The organism is Arthrobacter sp. TMN-49 (assembly GCF_054511095.1).
Map to the genome: position 1 here is coordinate 77,321 of NZ_JBTNDH010000007.1, position 21,344 is coordinate 98,664.

At 62.1% G+C, this 21,344-nt stretch carries 19 protein-coding genes; all 19 read left to right on the top strand.

Annotation, left to right across the window (positions count from 1 at the left end; translation table 11 throughout):
* The first annotated feature begins 189 nt into the window (after positions 1-189).
* The 19 genes from rsmH to ACX80E_RS05100 all read left to right on the top strand — a co-directional run bounded on the left by rsmH (position 190) and on the right by ACX80E_RS05100 (position 21,249).
* Positions 190-1,188, top strand: coding sequence for a 16S rRNA (cytosine(1402)-N(4))-methyltransferase RsmH (rsmH, locus tag ACX80E_RS05010; RefSeq protein WP_459300806.1), 999 nt, complete (start codon positions 190-192; stop codon positions 1,186-1,188).
* Complete coding sequence (locus tag ACX80E_RS05015) at positions 1,185-1,841, top strand: hypothetical protein (protein ID WP_459300807.1); 657 nt, start codon at positions 1,185-1,187, stop codon at positions 1,839-1,841. The genes rsmH and ACX80E_RS05015 overlap by 4 nt, the downstream gene beginning before the upstream one ends.
* Positions 1,842-1,904: 63 nt before the next feature.
* Positions 1,905-3,713 carry a peptidoglycan D,D-transpeptidase FtsI family protein gene (locus tag ACX80E_RS05020; protein WP_459300808.1) on the top strand — a complete coding sequence of 603 codons (1,809 nt, stop codon included), beginning with the start codon at positions 1,905-1,907 and terminating at the stop codon, positions 3,711-3,713.
* Positions 3,714-3,769: 56 nt separating this feature from the next.
* A complete protein-coding gene (locus ACX80E_RS05025) occupies positions 3,770-5,437 on the top strand; it encodes a UDP-N-acetylmuramoyl-L-alanyl-D-glutamate--2,6-diaminopimelate ligase (RefSeq protein ID WP_459300809.1) in 1,668 nt (555 codons plus the stop codon).
* Positions 5,430-6,947: a UDP-N-acetylmuramoyl-tripeptide--D-alanyl-D-alanine ligase gene (locus ACX80E_RS05030; RefSeq protein ID WP_459300810.1), complete on the top strand. Its 1,518-nt coding sequence runs from the start codon at positions 5,430-5,432 to the stop codon at positions 6,945-6,947. Before ACX80E_RS05025 ends, ACX80E_RS05030 begins: the two co-directional genes overlap by 8 nt.
* Positions 6,944-8,056: a phospho-N-acetylmuramoyl-pentapeptide-transferase gene (gene mraY, locus ACX80E_RS05035; RefSeq protein WP_459300811.1), complete on the top strand. Its 1,113-nt coding sequence runs from the start codon at positions 6,944-6,946 to the stop codon at positions 8,054-8,056. The genes ACX80E_RS05030 and mraY overlap by 4 nt, the downstream gene beginning before the upstream one ends.
* Positions 8,038-9,606, top strand: coding sequence for a UDP-N-acetylmuramoyl-L-alanine--D-glutamate ligase (murD, locus tag ACX80E_RS05040; protein ID WP_459300812.1), 1,569 nt, complete (start codon positions 8,038-8,040; stop codon positions 9,604-9,606). The genes mraY and murD overlap by 19 nt, the downstream gene beginning before the upstream one ends.
* Positions 9,606-10,880 carry a putative lipid II flippase FtsW gene (gene ftsW / locus ACX80E_RS05045; protein ID WP_459300813.1) on the top strand — a complete coding sequence of 425 codons (1,275 nt, stop codon included), beginning with the start codon at positions 9,606-9,608 and terminating at the stop codon, positions 10,878-10,880. The genes murD and ftsW overlap by 1 nt, the downstream gene beginning before the upstream one ends.
* Positions 10,877-11,986 carry an undecaprenyldiphospho-muramoylpentapeptide beta-N-acetylglucosaminyltransferase gene (murG, locus tag ACX80E_RS05050; RefSeq protein ID WP_459300814.1) on the top strand — a complete coding sequence of 370 codons (1,110 nt, stop codon included), beginning with the start codon at positions 10,877-10,879 and terminating at the stop codon, positions 11,984-11,986. The genes ftsW and murG overlap by 4 nt, the downstream gene beginning before the upstream one ends.
* 5 nt (positions 11,987-11,991) lie before the next feature.
* Positions 11,992-13,452 carry a UDP-N-acetylmuramate--L-alanine ligase gene (gene murC / locus ACX80E_RS05055; RefSeq protein ID WP_459300815.1) on the top strand — a complete coding sequence of 487 codons (1,461 nt, stop codon included), beginning with the start codon at positions 11,992-11,994 and terminating at the stop codon, positions 13,450-13,452.
* Positions 13,445-14,494 carry a cell division protein FtsQ/DivIB gene (locus ACX80E_RS05060; protein WP_459300816.1) on the top strand — a complete coding sequence of 350 codons (1,050 nt, stop codon included), beginning with the start codon at positions 13,445-13,447 and terminating at the stop codon, positions 14,492-14,494. Before murC ends, ACX80E_RS05060 begins: the two co-directional genes overlap by 8 nt.
* 297 nt (positions 14,495-14,791) lie before the next feature.
* Positions 14,792-15,961 (top strand): cell division protein FtsZ, encoded by a 1,170-nt coding sequence (gene ftsZ / locus ACX80E_RS05065; protein WP_459300817.1) that lies wholly within the window; start codon positions 14,792-14,794, stop codon positions 15,959-15,961.
* A gap of 59 nt (positions 15,962-16,020) precedes the next feature.
* Positions 16,021-16,794 carry a laccase domain-containing protein gene (locus tag ACX80E_RS05070; protein ID WP_459300818.1) on the top strand — a complete coding sequence of 258 codons (774 nt, stop codon included), beginning with the start codon at positions 16,021-16,023 and terminating at the stop codon, positions 16,792-16,794.
* Complete coding sequence (locus ACX80E_RS05075; protein WP_459300819.1) at positions 16,791-17,564, top strand: YggS family pyridoxal phosphate-dependent enzyme; 774 nt, start codon at positions 16,791-16,793, stop codon at positions 17,562-17,564. The genes ACX80E_RS05070 and ACX80E_RS05075 overlap by 4 nt, the downstream gene beginning before the upstream one ends.
* A gap of 107 nt (positions 17,565-17,671) precedes the next feature.
* Positions 17,672-18,199: a cell division protein SepF gene (locus ACX80E_RS05080; RefSeq protein WP_459300820.1), complete on the top strand. Its 528-nt coding sequence runs from the start codon at positions 17,672-17,674 to the stop codon at positions 18,197-18,199.
* Positions 18,200-18,379: 180 nt separating this feature from the next.
* Positions 18,380-18,670, top strand: a complete 291-nt coding sequence (locus ACX80E_RS05085) for a YggT family protein (protein WP_459300821.1) — start codon at positions 18,380-18,382, stop codon at positions 18,668-18,670.
* Positions 18,671-18,815: 145 nt separating this feature from the next.
* Positions 18,816-19,487: a DivIVA domain-containing protein gene (locus ACX80E_RS05090; RefSeq protein WP_459300822.1), complete on the top strand. Its 672-nt coding sequence runs from the start codon at positions 18,816-18,818 to the stop codon at positions 19,485-19,487.
* Positions 19,488-19,727: 240 nt separating this feature from the next.
* Positions 19,728-20,333 (top strand): signal peptidase II, encoded by a 606-nt coding sequence (gene lspA, locus ACX80E_RS05095; RefSeq protein WP_459300823.1) that lies wholly within the window; start codon positions 19,728-19,730, stop codon positions 20,331-20,333.
* Positions 20,326-21,249 (top strand): RluA family pseudouridine synthase, encoded by a 924-nt coding sequence (locus ACX80E_RS05100; RefSeq protein WP_459300824.1) that lies wholly within the window; start codon positions 20,326-20,328, stop codon positions 21,247-21,249. Before lspA ends, ACX80E_RS05100 begins: the two co-directional genes overlap by 8 nt.
* The last annotated feature ends 95 nt before the right edge of the window (positions 21,250-21,344 follow it).

Genomic DNA, 21,344 nt, shown 5'->3' on the forward strand with positions numbered 1-21,344 from the left:
TCAGGCAGGGCGAGGCATGGCGCGGAGGGGGATCTGGTTTAAGAACGCACCACGTGATGAAACGAGGGTGTTGACAGATTCCAGCCGGCACGATCAGCAGTACCAGAACAGTTTATTTGTCATATTTGCATTGCCACTGGGGGAACTGGCTTCCCCTTCCGGTTTTGACCGAAGAGAAACGGAGTCGTGATGACGTCGGAAAACCCCACGCCACCAACGTCCGAACGCCACACTCCCGTTTTGAAAGATCGCTGTATCAATCTCTTGGCTCCGGCCTTCGAGGTTGCCCGGGCAGCCGGGCGCACCCCCATAGTCATTGACGCAACATTGGGTATGGGTGGTCACAGCGAAGCCATGCTGCAGCGATATCCTGATCTGCACCTGATAGGCATTGACAGGGACACCGAGGCGCTGAGTTTGGCGGGGGAGCGGTTGGCCCCCTTCCAGGACCGCACAGATCTGGTGCACGCCGTCTATGACGAGATCGCTTCCGTGCTAGATGATTTGGGTATACCCAGCATTGACGGCATCCTCATGGACCTGGGGGTCTCTTCCCTGCAGCTGGATGAGCGGGAGCGCGGCTTTGCCTATTCCTTCGATGCACCCCTTGACATGCGCATGGACACCAGCCGGGGCCCAACAGCCGCCGACGTCGTCAACCAGTACTCCGAGGAGGACCTGGTCCGCATTATCCGCAAATGGGGCGAGGAAAAGTTTGCTGGCCGCATCGCCAACCATATTGTGGCGGCGCGAAACGTTGCACCGTTGACCCGAACAGGGGAGTTGGTGGACATCATCCGAAACGTTGTCCCCTCCGGTGCCGCCAAAACCGGCGGTCACCCCGCCAAACGGACGTTCCAGGCCCTGCGCATTGAGGTCAACGAGGAACTCAGCGTGCTTGAAACAGCCATCCCGGCGGCCGTTGACGCGCTGGCCCTCCACGGCCGGGCGGTGGTGATGTCGTACCACTCCTTGGAAGACAAGATCGTGAAGTCTGTTTTTGCTGCAGGCTCAACGTCCTCGGCTCCGGCAGGGTTCCCGGTGGAGCTCGAGGAACACAAGGCAACACTGAAGCGCCTGACCAAGGGGACAGAAATCCCCACAGCCGAAGAAATCGCAGAGAATCCCAGAGCCGCATCGGCGCGGTTGCGGGCCGTGGAAAAGATCAGAGTCAGGAGCGTGACATGAGCCGGAGAGCATTGCGGACCATCACCGTGACCGAGGGTAATACAGCCCTTGCACTGAAACCGCAGCACGATGACACTGAGATGCTCCTTCCCGAGCCTAAAATTAAGAAAGCGCGTACACCGCTCTCCTTGGTTGTTGCCGCGCCACGGCGCAGCCGCTCCTCCGTGGTGGTCATCTTCTTTCTGGTCATTCTTGCCGCAACAGCCGTGGTCCTTGGTACGAGCATTTCCGTGAGCAAGGGCCAGTATGAGCTGGTGGGCTTGAAAAACCAGCAATCCGATCTGCACAAGGCCAACCAGACGCTTGAGCAGGAGATTGCTGCCCGCCAAGCGCCGCAAAATCTTGTCTCCGAGGCAGCATCCCTTGGCATGGTGCCGGCAGGGACCACCGGTCAGATCGATGTGCGCAGCAAAACTGTCAGCGGTTCCCCGCTGCCTGCCGCGGCAGATACCAAGGGACTCGCCAGCATTCCGCCGGCGTTGATTGACACGCCCATCGCTGTGGCGCCGGCGCCTGTGTTGAGTCCTGCCGCCGCAGAGTCAGCGGAAAAGAACCCGAAACCTACCCCCAAGGCAACCCCGCAACCTGGCGCACCAGTGACACCTGACCTCACCGGCGGCACCATCCCGGCCCCCGCCCAAAAGGACAGTTAGCCAAAACGTAAGGGTCTGGCAGCTTTTGACTGCCCCAACGCTTGAGTGCAAGGAAGAGTAGCTGTGGCACAAAACTCCAACCAAAGTGCGCCCAGCGCACAAGCCCTCCAACTGAATCGAGTTGGACGCGGCCGGATGCGCCTTGGCTTCATCATCATGATGGTGGTTTTGCTGGTCATTGCCGGGCGACTGGTCATGGTGCAAGGTCTTGACACGGGCAATATGGCCCAAGCTGCCGAGAATCAACGCACAGTGGTCCAGACGCTCCCCGCTGTCCGGGGCAAGATTATTGATGCCAAGGGCAAGGTTCTTGCCGAGAGCATCATTCGCTACAACATCACCGTTTCCCAAGTCAACGTGGCCGACTACGAAGACTATGTCCACAGGAATGCGAAGACAAAAAAGCTAGAGGAATTCACCAAGGATCAGGGTCTGGCGAAGGTTGCCGAGGTTCTGGGACTGCCCGTGGCCGACGTGAAGAAGAACGCTACCGGGACCAAGAACCACAACTATCTGGCCATGGACGTCAGCCCGTTGGTGGAGAAGGACGTGGCGGAATTGGGTGTGCCGGGCATCTACTCCGAAGCCGTCACTAAACGTGTCTACCCCATGGGGGTTGTGGGCGGACCCATCGTTGGTTTTGTTGACGCTGACGGTAAACCGTTGGCTGGTGTTGAGCAGACCATGAACGGCAAGCTCACAGGCACCGACGGCACCCGCACCTACCAGGCCGGCAAGAATGGCATCATTATTCCCACGGCGCCTGTGCGCACCGTCCCCGCCGTCGACGGGCAAACAGTCAAGCTGACCATCGATCAGGACCTGCAGTACTACGCTCAACAAGCCGCGCAGCAGCAAAAGCAACAGTACGGCGCCCAGTGGGCCAGCATTTCAGTCATCGAAGTCAGCACAGGCAAGGTCGTCGCCTTGGCTGACAGTGACTCCTATGACCCGAACAACGCGGGCGTCTCAGACGCCAAGAACATTGGCTCACGCACCGTCAGCTCGGTGGTTGAGCCCGGGTCAACCGATAAGATCATCACCGCCGCGGCGGTAGTGGAAGAGGGCCTGGCCACGCCCATGAGCGAGTTCCTGGTGCCTGCATCGTTGAATATTGGTGGGCAGAACTTTACCGACGCCTTTGACCACGGCACGGAACAGCGCACCCTGGCAGGCATCATTGCCGATTCGATGAACACCGGAACCGTCATGGCCGGTTCCAAACTCTCTCTGCAGCAACGCTACGACTACCTGCGCAAGTTCGGCGTGGGCGAAAAGACGGGCATCGAGCTGCCAGGTGAAAGCCCGGGCATCCTGGCTGACTGGAAGAAATGGGACGGCCGCCAAGCGTACACCGTGCTCTTTGGTCAGGGCGTGGCACAAACACCCCTGCAGACCACCATGGTGTTCCAAACGGTCGCCAACGACGGCGTCAGGCTCAAACCCACGTTGATAGAATCCTTCACAGCTGCCGACGGGACGGTGGAGACCGTGCCCCAGGCCCCCGGTGTCAAAGTGATCTCGCCCGAGACCGCACAGGATGCCAAGGACATGCTCGAAGGCGTGGTGACCATGACCGACTACAAGGTGGTGGGCATTCCCGGCTACCGCACCGGCGGCAAGACCGGCACTGCCGAGGCTCCCGCCGACAACGGTGTGGGCTTTGACGGTTACACGTCCTCCTTCATCGGCATGGCCCCCATGGAGGATCCCCGATATGTGGTGGGTATTACCGTCCAACGCCCGCAGGGCAGCATCTATGGCGTCACCCAGGGGTTAACGTTTAATCAGGTGATGGGCCAGGTGTTGCGCAGCAATGATGTTCCGCCGTCCACCACACCGCCCGTCAAACTGCCCAAGTTCTACAAGTAGCCACGAAACCTGGGGAAAAAAGTATTGTGAAGAAAGAGGAGGGCGTGGAAGTGCCTGTGAAGAATCCGCTAGCGCCGCTGCGTCCGAACCACCCGCGGGGGGCCGCGTTGGGAGAACTTGCGGCCTTGCTTGATGCCGCCGTGAGTGATCCGGCGGACGCCTGGTCGTCTCAACGGGTCAGCGGCGTCAGCCTCGACTCGCGGGCTGTTTGTCCCGGCGACCTCTACGTGGCACTGCCTGGCGCCAAGACCCATGGTGCACAATTTGCCGCATCAGCTGTGGCCAGCGGTGCCCGGGCGATTTTGACCGACGACGCCGGCACGCACCTTTTGGGTGGCCGGGCAGGTGTCCCGGTGCTCACGGTGGCCGATGCCCGAGCCGTCACCGGCGTGGTGGCGGCGACCGTCTACGGCACGGCGACCATCAGCAACACGCTGCCCTTGTTTGCTGTTACCGGCACCAACGGCAAAACCACCACAACTTATTTCTTGAATTCCTTGTTGCAAGCCTTGGGTAACACGACGGGGCTCATCGGCACCATTGAGATACTGGCCGGTGACGTTGCCATCCCCAGCAAGCTGACCACACCGGAATCCACAGACATTCACGCCCTGCTGGCAGTCATGGCCGAGCGCGGCATAGCCGCCGCATCGATGGAGGTCTCCTCACACGCACTGGCGTTTGGGCGGGTGGATTCGGTGCGTTTCAACGTGGCAGGATTTACCAACCTGACCCAGGACCACCTGGACCTGCACGGGGGCATGGACGGCTACTTCACCACCAAGGCCGCCCTGTTCACCCCCGACCACGCCGGCACCGCCGTCGTCACAGTAGATGACACCTGGGGTCAACGTATGGCCGCCACCAGCACCGTGCCCACGGTCACCTTGTCCACCACAGAGGCAGGTGCCCCCGAGGTGCCCGGCCACAACCACTGGCAGGTGCGCGACGTGCGCCGGGCCGGCATTGGTTCACGCTTTAGCCTGTGCGGCCCCGCCGGCGAGAAGTTGGCGGCCAGTACCGCCCTGCCAGGTGATTTCAACGTCTCCAACGCCGCGTTGGCGTTGCTCATGGTGACCACACAACTGTTGGCGGAGGCTGCCGCGCCCGGCTCCGGCAGCGACCGTCAAGCGGTCCTGGCACGCGTGCAAGAGGCACTGGACACGCGCGATCCATTCTCCGTTGAGGTGCCCGGGCGCATGCAGCTCATTGGTACGGCACCGGTGGCTGTGGTGGACTTCGCCCACAATCCCGACGCCCTGGAACGGGCCCTGAAGGCTGTCCGGCCGGCAACACCGGGTGCCCGCGTGATAGCCGTGTTCGGCGCGACGGGGGAGCGGGACGCCACCAAGCGGCCCATCATGGGTGCCGTGGTGGCCCAATGCGCCGACGTGGTGATTATCACCGATGACGATCCCCATGATGAGGACCCGGCAGCCATTCGTGCCGACGTCCTGGCCGGTGCCAAGGAAGCCAATGAGCGCGGCGCCCTGGGCCGGGTCATTGAGGAATTCGACCACCGTGCCAACGCCATTGCCCGCGCCGTGGAGCTGGCCACAGCCGACGATGTCATTTTGGTGGCCGGGCGCGGCCATGAAGTGTACCAAGAAGTCAAAGGAGTCAATATTTCCCTCGACGACAGGGTCGAGCTGCGGGCCGCCTTGACAGCCCACGGATTCCCGATCACCGTGTCAACCACGATAGAGTCCTCAACTGATGATTGAAATTTCTGCAGCCCAGATTGCCGCGCTCACTAATGGCAGGCTTTCGGCCACCCTCGACCCCCACGCCTTGATAGACGTGGCGAAGATTGTCACCGACTCCCGGGACACCGTTCCGGGCAGCATGTATGTGGCCAAGGCGGGGGAAAACTCCGACGGCCATGACTTCATTGGTGCAGCTTTTGCTGCCGGGGCGCAGCTGGCGCTGGCTGAACGTGAGGTTGCCGCGGACGACGCCGGAACTCCCTTTGCCGCTGTCATCGTCACCGACGCCGTGCTCGCCATGGGCGCCCTAGCCGCGGAGGTGCTCAAGCGCATCCGGGCCCACTCACCCGTGAGCGTCATTGGCATTACCGGTTCGGCCGGCAAAACCACCACGAAGGATCTTTTGGCAGGCATTTTGTCCCCACTGGGTGAAACCGTGGCACCTGTGGGTTCCTACAACGGCGAAGTGGGTGTGCCGCTGACGGTTTTCCGTGCGGTGGAAAGCACCCGCTACTTGATCATTGAAATGGGCGCCACCAAAAAGGGGCAAATCTCCTACCTGGCGAACATGGTGCACCCCGATCTGGGTGTTGTGCTGTGCGTGGGCAGTGCCCACGCCGGCGAATTTGGCTCCATTGAGAACATTGCTGTTGCCAAGGGCGAGCTGGTGGAGGCCCTGGCTGCCACCGGCCGGGCCCTGTTGAACTTTGACGACCAGCGGGTCCGGGCCATGGCCCAGCGCGCCAACGCACCTGTGACATTCTTTAGCAGCGCAGATGCGTCGCAGCACTCCAATGGCACAGCCGGCGGGGCGGACTTCTTGCAGGCCCGCAATGTGCAAACCAATGCCGACGGCCAGCCCGAGTTTGACATGTTCTTCCCCGGCAGCACCGCACCGTGGCAGGTGCGCAGCAAATTGTTGGGTCTGCACCATGTCACCAACCTTTTGGCTGCCGCCGGGGCTGCCCATGCCCTGGGCATGGCGCCCGCGGACATTGTTTCCTCACTGAATTCCCAAAAAGCTGCCAGCCGCTACCGGATGGAACGCACCGACCGCAGCGACGGTGTGAGCGTCATCAACGACGCCTACAATGCCAACCCGGAATCCATGCGGGCAGCCCTGCGGACACTGGCCGAACTTGGCGGCAGCGGCGCCCGGCGAACCTGGGCGGTGCTGGGGGAGATGCTTGAACTTGGTGATGACTCGGTGTTGGAGCATGATGCCGTGGGCCGGGTGGCCGTGAGACTCAACATTTCCCGGCTGCTGGTGGTGGGAGCAGGTGCCCGGGCCATGCACGTGGGTGCCGTCATGGAGGGCTCCTGGGGCAACGAATCGATGTTCCTTGCCGATGCGGACGCCGCGTACGACGTGCTGGCGGCCGAACTTGAGCCAGGGGACGTAGTTTTGGTCAAATCATCGAATGGTTCCGGACTGAGGTTCCTAGGTGATCGGATAGCATTGCCCACGGGGAACGGCCCCGGCAGTATTAGTGACGTAACAACAGGTGAAAGGACTGACCGGCCATGATTGCATTGCTCATTGGTGCTGGCTTGGCCTTGGCCTTTGCCATGATTGGCACCCCCGTGTTTATCCGTTTTCTGGTTAGGCAAGGCTATGGACAGATCATCCGCGAGGACGGTCCCACCTCCCACCAGATCAAGCGCGGCACACCCACCATGGGTGGCACCGTGGTGGTGGGCTCAGTGGTGGCGTCCTATTTCATCACGCACTTGATTGTGTGGCTCCTGAACCCGAACTCCGGCGGCCCCACAGCCTCGGGGCTGCTCATGATCTTCCTCATGGTGGGTATGGGGCTGGTGGGTTTCCTGGATGACTTCCTGAAAATCACCAAGCAACACAACACCGGCCTGAACGCCAAAAGCAAACTTGCCGGCCAGGCGCTGGTGGGTATCGCCTTCGCCGTCATGGCGTTGGGTTTCCCCGACAGTTCCGGGCGCACACCGGCCAGCACCTTCATCTCCTTCGCCCGGGACATCCCCTCACTGAACCTGGCCTTTGCCGGTGCCGGTCTGGGCGTTCTCTTCTTTGTGGTGTGGTCAAATCTGATCATTGCCGCAGCCACCAACGGTGTGAACCTCACCGACGGCCTTGACGGGCTGGCCACGGGCGCTTCGATCCTGGTGTTCGGCGCCTACACGCTCATTGGTTTGTGGCAGAGCAGCCAGGCCTGCGGCGGCGGTAAAGTTCTGGCAGAAACTGTCTGCTATGAAGTCCGCGACCCGTTGGATCTCTCCCTGCTGGCGGCCATTATGTTTGCGGCCCTCATCGGGTTCCTCTGGTGGAACACCTCCCCGGCGAAGATCTTCATGGGGGACACCGGCTCACTGGCCATTGGCGGTGCCATGGCGGGCTTCGCGATCCTTTCGCGCACCGAAATGCTGCTGGCCATCATCGGCGGTCTGTTCGTTTTGATCACATTCTCTGTCATCATCCAGGTGGGCTTCTTCAAACTTTCCAAGGGTAAGCGCGTCTTCTTGATGGCACCCCTGCAGCACCACTTCGAGCTCAAGGGCTGGAAGGAAGTCACGGTGGTGGTGCGGTTCTGGATCCTGGCCGGACTCATGGTTGCCGTGGGCCTTGGCGCTTTCTACGCCGAATGGATTGTTCGACTGTGAGTGAAACAGTGCCAACGAGCACAGCAGCGCACCGCCTTGACTCGCTGACCAGCTGGGACGCTGATTGGGCAGGCCTGGCGGTTGTTGTCACAGGAATCAGCAAAACCGGGTTCTCCGTGGCTGACACGCTGGCCGAGTTGGGTGCCCGTGTGGTGGTTGTGGCCGCCTCGGACGACGCCGAATCCCGGTCTCTTGCTGACACACTGAAGATCGTTGGCGTGAAGGACGTGATCCTTGGTGCGGCGACCTCAACGGTGCTGCCCCTGGTCGAGGGTGAGCCGGCACAGCTGGTGGTGACAAGCCCCGGCTACCAGCCCAGCCACCCCTTGCTGGTTGCTGCCGCGGAAGCCAACATCCCCATCTGGGGCGATGTTGAGTTGGCGTGGCGGGTACGTACCCGGGCTGGGCGGAAAACCGCCGAGTGGATCACCATCACCGGCACCAACGGCAAAACCACCACAACCACCATGGTGGAGTCCATGTTGCAAGGCGCAGGCGTGCGCGCCATCGCGGCAGGCAATATTGGCACCCCCATCCTGGACGCCGTGCGTGACCCGCAAGGGTACGACGCCTTGGCCGTGGAGCTATCCAGTTTCCAGTTGCACTGGACCGAATCTGTGGCTCCCGTGGCCAGCGTGTGCTTGAACCTTGCCGAAGACCACGTTGACTGGCACGGAAGTTTCGCCGCCTACGCGGCCGACAAAGCCAAAATCTATGCCAACACCAAGGTTGCGTGTGTGTACAACGCCGAACAGCGTGAAACCGAACGCATGGTGGAGGACGCTGACGTGCAAGAGGGGTGCCGCGCCGTCGGCTTCACCACAGGCATCCCGGCCATCAGCATGGTGGGTGTGGTTGAGGGCCTGCTGGTGGATAGGGCATACCTGGCCGAACGCAAGGATTCAGCCACCGAACTGGCCAAGATCAGCGACATTGCTGACCTGGTGCCTCGCCACCTGGTGGCCAATGCGGCCGCAGCGGCTGCACTGGTGCTGGCCTATGGCCTGACCCCGGCGGATGTGCGCAAGGGTTTGCAGGCGTACCACAACGGTGAGCATCGGATCCAGGCCGTGGCATCCGCGCAGGGTGTGCTGTGGGTCAACGACTCCAAGGCCACCAACCCGCACGCCGCAGCCGCCTCACTGGCAGCGTTCAACCCGGTGATCTGGATTGCCGGTGGACTGTCCAAGGGTGTTGACTACAACGATCTGGTGCGCGAGCACGCGGCCCGGCTCAAGGCTGTTGTCCTCATAGGCGAAGACAGTTCAGCCCTGGCGAACTCATTGGCACGCCACGCCCCCAAGGTCCGCGTGATCCTCGCTGCAGGGGCGCACACTGAAACTGTAGGAAAAGCTGCCGACGGTGATGCTGTAATGGGACAGGCGGTGGCGGCAGCAGCGGCCTTGTCCGCCCCGGGGGACACCGTGCTGATGGCCCCGGCGTCGGCCTCGATGGACCAATTCACCTCATACGCCCACCGTGGCCAGGCGTTCATTGACGCGGTCAGGGAACTGTTGGAATCACGGGCAAGCGCCAAAAAGGAGTCATAGTGGCCAAGACGCCCACACAGCCAGGCACCTCCGCCGTTCGCCCTGCCAAGGGTGAAGCTGTTGTGGAGCCCCCGGCCGACGCTTCCATGCAGGACGGCGATGCCGGCGGACCTCCCGCCAAGACTCGGCCGTTCAAACGGTTCCGGGACTGGTTCAACGCTCGCGTGGGACGCCCCACAGCCTCCTACTACTGGATTATTGGCACCACTGTTGCCTTGACCTTTATTGGCCGAATGACAGTGTTGTCGGCCTCAACGGCGGAAACAATTTCCCAAGGCGAGGACCCTTATGGTCTTTTCATCAAGGAGTCCCAATTCGCCCTCGCTGGCCTGTTGCTGATGTTTGTGTTGTCCTGCATTCCGCCGGCCTGGTTTCGACGGCTCTCGTGGTTGTTGATGGGCTTGGCCGTTTTGTTGTTGGCCTTGATTTTTACTCCCATGGGTGTTGATATTGCCGGCAACAAGAACTGGCTTGAGATCGGTCCTGTGCAGTTCCAGCCCTCCGAGGCCGCCAAACTTGCCTTGGCCATCTGGATGGGCGCCGTGCTGGCCACCAAGGGACGTCTGGTGCGCAAACTGCCACACGTCATCTTGCCCGTGGGTCTTGGTGCCGCCGTCGTGCTGGGCTTGATTTTGGGCGGCAAGGACATGGGCACGGCCATCATTGTGGGCATGATGGTGTTGGCGGGATTGAGCTTTGCGGGTGTACGGAAGCGAGTCCTAGTGCTGGCCATTGTGCTGGCTGTCGTTGCCTCAGCGCTGTTGTCCGTGCTCAGCAGCAACCGCACCAGCCGGTTCGCAAGCTGGCTCGGAGATTGTAGCGAGCCCGGCTCCTGTGACCAATACATGAACGGCATGTATGCCTTGGCCTCCGGCGGCTGGTTTGGTGTGGGGTTGGGCCAGAGCCGGCAAAAGTGGAACTGGATCCCCGAGGCCCACAACGACTTCATCTTCGCGATCATTGGCGAAGAATTTGGCTTACTGGGCACCATCGTGATCGTTGGCCTGTACGGGGTTTTGGCGTTCGCCATTTTCCGCGTCATCAACGTCCGCAACGATCCTTTCTCAAGGATTGTGTGCGGCATGATCTTGGCCTGGATCATCGGCCAGGCAGTGGTGAACATTGCCGTGGTCGTTGGCCTGCTGCCGGTGATTGGCGTTCCCTTGCCCCTGATTTCCTACGGCGGAACAGCACTGATCATGGTGTTGGCGGCCGTGGGCGTAGTCCTTTCCTTTTCCCGAACTGATCCAGAAAGCACCCTGAAGACGTCATGACGCAGAACCACAATTCCCCACTGTCTGTGGTCCTTGCCGGGGGAGGGTCCGCGGGGCATGTCAGCCCGCTCCTTGCCATCGCCGCAGCCATCCGTGACAGGCGGCCCCACTCGACTATTCTGGCCGTGGGCACCCACGAAGGCCTGGAAACCAGTCTGGTTCCGGCCGCAGGATACGAGCTAGCCCTGATCGATCGCATCCCGTTGCCACGCAAGCCATCCGTTGACCTGTTGAAGTTGCCGTGGCGCATGCGTGGCGCAGTGCGCGCAGCCAAGAAGATCCTCGGAGACGCCCAGGCCGATGTGCTGGTGGGGGTGGGCGGCTACGTCTGCACCCCCATGTACCTGGCCGCCAAGTCACTGGGCGTGCCCATTGTCATCCATGAAGCCAACACGAAGGCCGGGATTGCCAACAAACTCGGTTCCCGCTACACCACCTATGTTGGCACCGCCTTCGCCGCCACCAAGATCCGGCACGCCCACCTGGTGGGCATGCCCATGCGGCACAGCGTGGCAACCCTTGATCGGGCCAAGGCGCGCCGCGCCGCCTGCGAACGGCTGGGTCTTGACGAGCAGTTGCCCACCCTGATAGTTACCGGCGGCTCCCTCGGGGCGCTGCGACTGAACAATGCTGTGGCTGGCGCCGTTGCGGCACTGGCTGCCACTGGGATTCAAACCCTGCACATCACGGGCAAGGGAAAATCGGTGCGGGGCGACGACGGGGAACTGTTGCGCGCCGAGCATTACCGCCAGGTGGAGTATGTTCACGCCATGGAGGATGTCTATGCAGCCGCCAGTGTGCTGTTGTGCCGCTCAGGTGCCGGGACAGTGTCGGAGGTGGCCGCCGTCGGGCTTCCAGCTGTGTTTGTGCCACTGCCCATCGGCAACGGTGAGCAGGCTCGCAACGCCGCCGAACTAGTCGGCGCCGGGGCGGCACTGCTGGTGGCCGATCAGTTGCTTGATGCCCCTTGGATTGAAAGGGAACTGATTCCCTTATGCCTCGACGCGCCGCGGCTGGAGCAGATGTCCGCGGCCGCTTCGCACTGGGGCATTCGTGACGCCGCCGAACGCATGGCGGACATGGTTTTGGCTGCGGGCGGAAGGTGAAGGACATGACTGAAACGAAAACTGCCGTGCCGTACCAGCCGCCAACGTTGGCGGAACTGGGTCGCGTGCATTTCATTGGCATGGGTGGGGCGGGCATGTCGGCCATTGCCAGGATCATGCTGGGGCAGGGGGTTACCGTCAGCGGCTCGGACGCCAAGGCTTCCGCGGGCCTCGCTGAACTCGGCGCCATGGGTGCCACAGTCCATGTGGGCCAGGACGCCCAGAACGTTGCAGCTGCCGACACGGTGGTTGTTTCCACAGCAATTCGGGCCAACAACCCGGAGCTGGTGGCCGCCCGCGCAGCCGGGCTCCGGGTCCTGCACAGGTCCCAGGCCCTCGCCGCGGCCATGGCAGACGACGTCGTCGTGGCGGTGGCCGGCACGCATGGCAAGACGACCACCACCTCCATGATCACCGTGATGCTCAAGGGTGCCGGCGTGGACGCCTCCTTTGCCGTGGGTGGCACTGTGCAGGGCCTCGGCGTCAACGCCGCCCACGGCAGCGCCGGGGTCTTCGTGGCGGAGGCTGATGAGTCCGACGCTTCCTTCTTGAACTACAGGCCGCGCATTGCTGTGGTGACCAATCTTGAGGCCGACCATCTGGACCACTACGGCACGGCCGATGCCGTGGTTGCCGCCTTTGAACAATTCATGAGCCTGTTGCCGGCTGATGGCACCCTGATTGCCTGTGCCGACGACGCCGGATCGGCGGCCCTAGCCGCCCAGGCTGTGGCCGCCGGGAAGCAGTGCATCAGCTACGGGTTTTCCCCGTCCGCTGACATCCGGCTGGTGCCGGGCACGAATGATGGCCTCCACACCACGGCCACAGTGGTGGTCGCCGAGCATTTGCACCCTGCCGGCTCATTCACCCTGCGTTTGCAAGTGCCCGGGGACCACAACCTCAACAATGCGGCCGCCGCCGTGGCGGTAGCTCTTGCTCTCGGTGTTGAGCTGCCGGCCGCGCTGGCAGCCCTAGCCAATTTCAGCGGCGCGGCCAGGCGGTTTGAAGCCAAGGGGCAGGGGCGCGGGGTGAGCGTCTATGACGACTACGCCCACCATCCCACCGAAGTCACCGCTGCGCTCAAGGCCGCAAGGACAGTGGCCGGCAGCCACAAGGTTCATGTGTTGTTTCAGCCGCACTTGTTTTCCCGCACGGCAGAGTTCGCCACGGAGTTCGCCAAGGCCCTAGAGCTGGCCGACACCGTGGCTGTCCTGGACATTTTTCCGGCCCGCGAGGACCCCCTTCCCGGCGTCACCAGCGAACTCATCACCGGGGCCCTGACAACACCGTTCGGCTACGCCCCCGACGCTGGTGCGGCCATAGCGCACCTGGCGGCGGTCGCCGTGACAGGGGACATCATCTTAACTGTGGGGGCAGGGGACGTCACCGAGTATGGGCCCGCCCTAGTGGCCGCGTTAAACGCCGGGCCCGGGACCGGGCTCAAAGGTGGACGCGGCGATGGCTGAGCCACGCAAACCACGGGTCATCAAGACTCGGCCAACGCCGTCGCCAGCTGCTGCCAAGGAACAGGCAAGTGCTGCGCCGCGGGCCACCAGCGCCAAGGTGTCCGTGGCGCCGTTGCCAGTGGACGAGCCAACGGCGACGCCACCTGCGGGTCCGTCCGCCGGCAAGAGGCTGCTGGCGGGAATGGGGCAGCTACTCCCCAAACCCGCCAAGACCGTCAAGGCCGCCAAAACTGTTGAGCCGGCCACACCAGCTGCGGCGAAAACCCGGCAGCGGCACGATCCCGACGCTGGCCACCACGCCCAGGTCCTCACGTTTCCCGTGCCCGAACACAAGCGCCGGCGTCGCACCCTTTGGTTCTCAGCCGTGGCAGTGGCGGCGGTCGTGGCCTTGGTCATGGCCGTGGCGTTGTTTTCACCGGCGCTGGCCGTGAAAACTGTTGTCTTTGACGGCCAGAAACTGGTGGGGGAGAAGATCCTCCAGGACGCGGTGGCGCCCCTGCTGGCCAGGCCGCTGCCGCAGGTCAACGGCGCCGAGGTGGAAGAGCTGCTCAAGCCCATTATTGAGGTCAAGAGTTCCCGCATTGAAGCCAGGCCGCCATCCACCTTGGTAGTCCATATTGTGGAGCGGGTGCCTGTGGCGCTGCTGAAAAACGGCAAAGAGTACCTTTTGGTGGATCAGGATGGCGTGCAGCTGGCTGCGACCACGGATCCGGGCAAGGTGGCTCTGCCGTTGATCGACGGCGGTAAGGCAGCCATCGGCAAGGACACCTTCGCTGCCGTGACGGCCGTGCTGGCGAACTTGCCCCAGTCCATTCTGGGGCAGCTGGCCAACGCCTCAGCCAAGTCGCCCGATGCCGTGGAGCTCAAGCTTGCTGACGGACGAAGCGTCACGTGGGGCAATGCCAGCGACATGGTGCTCAAGGCGCAAGTCCTGGAGGCCTTGCTGAATGCTCCGCCGCCCACTTCCGTGGCCGGCAAGCCGGCCCCGGCCCCGGCAAAGGTCTTTGACGTCAGTGCCCCGCGTCACCCTGTGACGCGCTGATGTGGCGCGGGGGCGAACAGCTGGGCAACGACAGGGGTGTTTTGGGGTCTTTTTTGAGGATTCTTTTCGACACGCGGGAGCGGTAATTGCATGCGGCCCGGATGCACCATAGCGTCACTGAGAAGAGATAGTTGACATAACTATAACCTTCAAGTTGAAGGTTAGGCTACAGGGCTTCCAGTATAATTTATTGTTCGCTCCCAGAATCGATGCTGGCGGCAACAAAAGGCTGCAGGCTTCGGTGGCCACCAACGATTTTTAGAACTTCTGGCAACATACGAACAAGGGACACTTAACGTGGCAGCACCCCAGAATTACTTGGCAGTCATCAAGGTCGTCGGCATCGGCGGTGGCGGCGTAAATGCGGTAAACCGCATGATTGACGTGGGCTTGCGCGGCGTTGAGTTCATCGCCATCAATACCGACGCACAGGCCTTGTTGATGAGTGACGCCGACGTCAAGCTTGACGTGGGCCGGGAGCTCACGCGCGGTTTGGGTGCCGGGGCCAACCCCGATGTTGGTCGTCAAGCGGCCGAAGACCACCAGGAAGAGATCGAAGAGGTACTTCGCGGTGCCGACATGGTCTTCGTGACCGCCGGCGAAGGTGGCGGCACCGGAACCGGTGGCGCGCCGGTCGTGGCCCGCATTGCTCGCGGCCTGGGTGCACTGACCATTGGTGTGGTCACCCGACCGTTCACCTTTGAAGGCCGCCGCCGCGCCACCAGCGCCGACAGCGGCATTGAGGCACTGCGCGACGAGGTGGACACGTTGATCGTGATCCCCAACGATCGCCTGCTGTCCATCAGCGACCGCAACGTCTCAGTCCTTGAGGCGTTCCGCTCAGCCGACCAGGTACTGCTTTCAGGTGTGCAGGGCATCACCGACCTCATCACCACCCCCGGCTTGATCAACCTTGACTTCGCCGACGTCAAGTCAGTGATGCAGGGTGCCGGTTCGGCACTGATGGGCATCGGCTCAGCCCGTGGCGAAGACCGTGCCGTCAAGGCGGCCGAATTGGCGATTGCTTCGCCGCTGCTCGAAGCCTCCATTGACGGTGCGCACGGTGTTCTGCTGTCCATCCAGGGTGGCTCCGATTTGGGCTTGTTTGAAATCAACGAGGCCGCCCGCCTGGTGCAAGAAGTTGCTCACCCTGAGGCGAACATCATCTTCGGTGCCGTCATTGACGACGCCCTGGGCGACGAGGTGCGCGTCACCGTCATCGCCGCTGGTTTTGATGCCCCCGACAAGGCTCCCGAAACCCAGGAACCGGCCGCCCAGGTGGCTCCGCCGACTCCGGCCACAGTGCCTAGCAGCGCATCCGTCACCAACTTGAACCAGTGGGGCCAGCAGTCAGGGACCCACGTTCCGGCAGATGGCGGCTTTGATGTTGAACTGCCAGCCATTGTGGAACCGGACCTCACGGGCCACCGCGCCGATGACTTGGATGTTCCGGACTTCCTGAAGTAAATAGCACCGACGCCTGCAGATTCTTCTCTCGGGCACCTATGAACGGTCAGGTTGACAGTATGTGGTTTTCTGAACAAGTACGCCCCGGAGTGTGGGTGGGCTTCACGGACACCACAGCTGGCAACCTGGCCTTTCATGTTGGCGATGAGGGGGCTGAGGTCGCCCGGCGGCGGGCAAGCCTCGACGGCGAACTGGCCGGGCTGCGCGGCTCGGCCGTGACAGTGCCACTGGCATACATGAACCAGGTGCACGGGGCAGATGTTGGCAGCCCGGCCCGCTACGATCCGGGCGCCGGCGCTGCGCCGGAGAAGGCACCCACCGCTGACGCGATGGTTTCCACGGACAGGGCGCTGGCTGTCATGGTGGCGGATTGTGTCCCCGTGGTGTTGGTCGGTGAAGACTCCAGTGGCTCACCCATCCTGGCCGTTGCCCATGCCGGCCGGCCGGGGGTGGAATGCGCCGTCATAGCTGCCGTGGTGGCGAGAATGCGAAGCGTTGGTGCCTGCGAGATCGAGGCCTGGCTGGGGCCAAGCATTTGTGGACGGTGCTACGAGGTGCCCGACTCGATGCGAGCCGCCGTGGCGGATGTGGTGCCCGAAGCCTTCGCCACCACCTCATGGGACACCCCGGCACTGGACCTGCCTGCTGCGGTGCTGGCCCAACTTGCCGCAGCCGGCGTGAAGGGACACCCGGCCGGTGTGTGTACCTTCGAAGATGCCCGGTTCTTCTCCCACCGCCGTGCTGTTCGCGACGGTGAGGTTGAGGGACGCTTCATCGGCTTTGTCACCACCGCAGAGCATGGCGCTCCAGAACCGAAAGCATTCACAGCATGACCGTGGACGACCCCCGCACCGAGCAACTCTCCCAACGGCTGACTGCTGTCCAGCAGCGCATCGGTGCAGCCGTTGCTGCCCGCACCGCGGCGAACGCAAACACCGCCCAGGCCGGTGACCCCACACTGATAGTGGTGACCAAGTTCCATCCGGCGGCGGACGTGCTGCGGCTGGGGGCACTGGGCGTGCGTGACGTGGGCGAGAACCGGGACCAGGAGGCGGCCGCCAAGGCCCACCACGTGGGCGATCCTGCCCTCCGGTGGCACTTCATTGGGCAACTCCAGAAGAACAAGGCGAAGTCGGTGGTGGAATACGCCCACTCGGTTCACTCCATCGACAGGGCTTCGCTGGTCAGTGCGCTCGGGAACGCCATGGTCCGGCAGCAGGCCGCCACGGGGCGGGCCGCACTGGCGTGTTTCATACAACTTGACCTGAGTCAGGCCTACCCGGCCCTGGCGGCCACCGATGGTGCGGCCAACAGCGGCAGGGGAGGGCTCACGCCGTCGGACATGGTGGAACTGGCAGAGCTCATTGCCGCCACCGACGGCCTCACGCTCGCTGGATTGATGACCGTGGCGCCCCTGGGGGTTGCGCCAGAACCCGCCTTCTCGCTGTTGTCCGAGCTTTCAGCCAAGCTCGTGGCCGAGCATCCGCAAGCCACAGGTATTTCCGCCGGCATGAGCCACGATCTCGACGCCGCCATAGCAGCCGGTGCAACACACCTGCGTGTCGGTTCCGATATACTCGGCCCTCGCCCAGTGGTGCTGTAGCGTTTTGAGTGTTGAAAACAACTGATTTTACGATCACCTCCTCTGAAGTGTTCGCATGTTCAGATATTCACATGTTTGAGTGTTTTCCGGACTAATGAGGAGCTACCATGGCTGGCGCTATGCGCAAGACAATGATCTTTCTTGGGCTCGCCGACGGTGACGAGCACTATGACGCTGGGCATGCGCCTTCCGCGCCCAAGGACGAAGACTACGCCGAGCAGTATGAGCGTGAGTCAGCGCCAGCCGCGACGGCAGTAGCTGAGCCACCCGCCGCCAAGGCCGGAGACGAAGAATACCGCGCTCCGGTGACCCCCATTAAACGTGCCGCATCAAACCGGGAAGAGGCTGTTAGCTTGCGTCAGATCACCACCGTTCACCCTCGCTCCTACAATGACGCGAAGATCATTGGCGAGAGCTTCCGCGATGGCATCCCCGTCATCATGAACGTCACCGACATGGGTGAGGCCGACGCCAAGCGCCTTGTTGATTTCTCGGCGGGCTTGGTGTTTGGTTTGCGCGGGTCAATAGAACGGGTCACCAACAAGGTGTTCCTGCTCTCACCCTCCTACATCGAAGTCCTCGGTGATGACAAGAAGCTCTCCGACACCCAGGCAAGCTTCTTCAACCAGAGCTAGGGCACCTGCAGGTCGAACGATTCCACTGCCCGGGCACAAAGTGTCCGGGCAGTTCGTTATGAACAGTGCAGGATAAAAGAGTGACGTGTCTGCGGTGGCCCGGGCCGCCGCGGACCGGCCTGGTTTATTCTTAGAGTCAAGGGTCCGGTTTTTCTCAACCTAGTGATTGTGTGCACACCCGTGTCAATTGTTTTCGTTCTTCTGTACTTGTTGCTCCTGCTGTACTTTCTTACGCTTTTGTTACGCATGGTGTTTGATTGGATACAGGTATTTGCCCGCGATTGGCGGCCCAAGGGGGCGGCCTTGGTTGGTGCGTCGGTGGTCTACCGCCTGACAGATCCACCGCTGCGCAAGCTGCGCGCCCTGATTCCGCCGCTGCGAATCGGCTCCATGGCGCTGGACATTGGCTTCATACTTTTGCTCCTTGGCGTGGGTATTGGGATGAGTGTCACAAAAAGTTTTGTGAATTAGCGCCGCGTCGTTAGTTTTCACGCACGAAAAGTTATATTGTAAAAAGCGATAGACCCCCAGTACGGATCGCTAGATTTGTATTAGGTACCGTAGTCGGTAAGGTTTCGGCCGGTTCCAGACTCACTAAGACCAATGAGGTGACTAGATGGCGCTTACGCCAGAAGACGTTGTCAACAAACGGTTCCAGCCGACCAAGTTCCGTGAAGGCTATGACCAGGACGAAGTCGACGATTTTCTTGACGAAATCGTCGTTGAACTTCGTCGATTGCATCAAGAGAATGACGAACTGCGCAAGCAGCTCGCCGATGGCTCTTCCAACACTGCAGCAGTTCCTGCGCAGGCAGCCCCGCTGCTGGCGAAGACTCCTGAGGTAGTGGCGGAAGCTGCTCCCGTGGAGCCAGTTGCCAAGGAGACGGTAGTTGAGCCGGAACCGGTTGTTGAGGAAGTTGTAGTAGCTGCGCCAGCGCCGGCCGCTAGCGCATCCTCTGCCGAGTCCGCATCAGGTGTTATCGCCTTGGCCCAGCGCCTGCATGACGAATACGTCAACGCCGGTGTGGAGCAGCGCGACAAGATCATTGCCGAAGCACAGATCGAGGCCAGCACACTGGTCAACGATGCCCAGGAGAAGAGCCGTAAGACGCTCGGTGCCCTGGAGCAGCAGCGTTCAGTGCTTGAGCGCAAGGTTGAGCAGTTGCGTGGCTTCGAGCGCGACTACCGTTCACGTTTGAAGACCTACATTGAAGGTCAGCTGCGTGACTTGGATGCTCGCGGTTCGGTGGCAGCACCGGATTTCTCTGAGAGCAACTCCGATTCATAAATCGGACAACTAAAAGCCGGTGGTTCAAGGAAACTTGAACCACCGGCTTTTGTTTCGTTAACGCCCGGTCAACTCCGCCCGCCCCCTCGCAGGGAGTTGTGGCGTCTTCGGGTGGGCGAACGCGCCGCGAACCGCCCGAATCACCCGTTCTGCATCCTGGCGGGCCGGCTGAGCGTGGCTTCCGGCGAAGCAAACTATGATTGAACCGAATCCTTTTGTCCAAGAACAAATGAAAGCGTCATGAGCGAGAACTCTCTGTCTGACCCGGTGGCCACCCCCAAACCCGTCCGTCGACCCGTTTGGTTGTTGTGGCTTGGCGTTGCCGCCTTTGCTTATGTATGCGACCAGTTGACCAAGTGGTGGGTCACCTCCACCATGGTTGAAGGCGAAACCATCCCTGTCATTGACGGGGTGCTGCAGTGGTACTTCATCCGCAATCCCGGGGCCGCCTTCTCCATCGGCGAAAGCTTCACCTGGTTCTTCACCCTGATCATGGCCGCTGTTGCCGTGGCCATCATCTTCCTCTCCCGCCGCATTGGCTCCATCTGGTGGGCCATCGGCCTGGGCTTGGTCCTTGGTGGCGCCCTGGGCAACCTGACCGACAGGCTGTTCCGACCGCCGTCGTTCGGTATGGGCCACGTGGTTGACTTCATCTCCTTCCCGAACTTCGCCATCTTCAATATGGCCGACATGGGTGTGGTTGGCGGGGTCATAGTCATTTGCCTGCTGACCCTGCTGGGCATTGGCATGGACGGTTCCAGACACGCCGCCGTGCAGGAAACCCCCGTGCCGGAGACCGGCACAGCAACCATCAAGGATCAGGGCAAGGGTGCCACCAATGACTGAAACGTTTAGCGTCCCGCAGGACGTAGCCGGACGCCGGGCCGACGCCGGACTGGCAGCCCTGCTGGGCATCTCCCGTTCCGCGGCGGCACTGTTGTGCACCGAGGGAAACGTGTTGCAGGACGGGGCGGTGCTGGGCAAGAGCGAGAAGTTCAAGGCCGGCGCCAACGTTCAAGTGACCATCCCCGAACGCCGTGATCCGTTGGAAGTGGTGGTGGAGCCCGTTGAGGGTCTGGACATTTTGTTGGATGATGATGACTTTGTGGTTGTCGACAAGCCTGTGGGTGTGGCCGCCCACCCGTCCCCGGGCTGGGTGGGTCCAACAGTGGTCGGTGGCCTGGCCGCGGCCGGTTTCCGCATCTCAACGTCCGGCGCCCAAGAGCGGGTGGGGATTGTGCACCGGCTCGATGTTGGCACCTCCGGCGCCATGGTGGTGGCCAAGACCGAGCACGCCTACACGGTCTTGAAGCAGGCGTTTCGGGAACGCACCGTTGAGAAGGTGTATCACGCGGTGGTTCAGGGGTTGCCCGATCCGTTGCGTGGCACCATTGATGCACCCATCGGACGGCATCCGGGCTACGACTGGCGCTTTGCCGTGATCGAAGACGGCCGGCCCTCCATTACGCACTATGAGGTGCTGGAGGCGTTCGGCAAGGCATCCCTGGTGGAGGTGCATTTGGAAACGGGCCGGACCCACCAGATTCGCGTTCATTTCTCAGCCCTCCGCCACCCCTGCGCGGGGGATCTGACCTATGGTGCCGATCCCACGCTGGCAGCCGAACTGGGTCTGACTCGGCAGTGGTTGCACGCTCACAGGTTGGGCTTTACGCACCCGTCCTCGGGGGATTGGGTCAGTGTCACCAGCCCGTATCCCCAAGACTTGAACTATGCCCTGGATCATTTGCGCGGCGAGCACTAGGCCCCACGACCTCCCCGGTTCCAGCCGCTGGCGCGTCTGAAACCGGGACCCCTCGGCCGTGTGGGCCCACCCACGCCCTCCCCGGTTCCAGCCGC

Coding starts and splice junctions, on each gene's coding strand:
- rsmH (WP_459300806.1), top strand. CDS start 190: ATGACGTCGGAAAACCCCACGCCACCAACGTCCGAACGCCACACTCCC.
- ACX80E_RS05015 (WP_459300807.1), top strand. CDS start 1,185: ATGAGCCGGAGAGCATTGCGGACCATCACCGTGACCGAGGGTAATACA.
- ACX80E_RS05030 (WP_459300810.1), top strand. CDS start 5,430: ATGATTGAAATTTCTGCAGCCCAGATTGCCGCGCTCACTAATGGCAGG.
- mraY (WP_459300811.1), top strand. CDS start 6,944: ATGATTGCATTGCTCATTGGTGCTGGCTTGGCCTTGGCCTTTGCCATG.
- murD (WP_459300812.1), top strand. CDS start 8,038: ATGGATTGTTCGACTGTGAGTGAAACAGTGCCAACGAGCACAGCAGCG.
- murG (WP_459300814.1), top strand. CDS start 10,877: ATGACGCAGAACCACAATTCCCCACTGTCTGTGGTCCTTGCCGGGGGA.
- murC (WP_459300815.1), top strand. CDS start 11,992: ATGACTGAAACGAAAACTGCCGTGCCGTACCAGCCGCCAACGTTGGCG.
- ACX80E_RS05060 (WP_459300816.1), top strand. CDS start 13,445: ATGGCTGAGCCACGCAAACCACGGGTCATCAAGACTCGGCCAACGCCG.
- ACX80E_RS05070 (WP_459300818.1), top strand. CDS start 16,021: ATGTGGTTTTCTGAACAAGTACGCCCCGGAGTGTGGGTGGGCTTCACG.
- ACX80E_RS05075 (WP_459300819.1), top strand. CDS start 16,791: ATGACCGTGGACGACCCCCGCACCGAGCAACTCTCCCAACGGCTGACT.
- ACX80E_RS05080 (WP_459300820.1), top strand. CDS start 17,672: ATGGCTGGCGCTATGCGCAAGACAATGATCTTTCTTGGGCTCGCCGAC.
- ACX80E_RS05090 (WP_459300822.1), top strand. CDS start 18,816: ATGGCGCTTACGCCAGAAGACGTTGTCAACAAACGGTTCCAGCCGACC.
- lspA (WP_459300823.1), top strand. CDS start 19,728: ATGAGCGAGAACTCTCTGTCTGACCCGGTGGCCACCCCCAAACCCGTC.
- ACX80E_RS05100 (WP_459300824.1), top strand. CDS start 20,326: ATGACTGAAACGTTTAGCGTCCCGCAGGACGTAGCCGGACGCCGGGCC.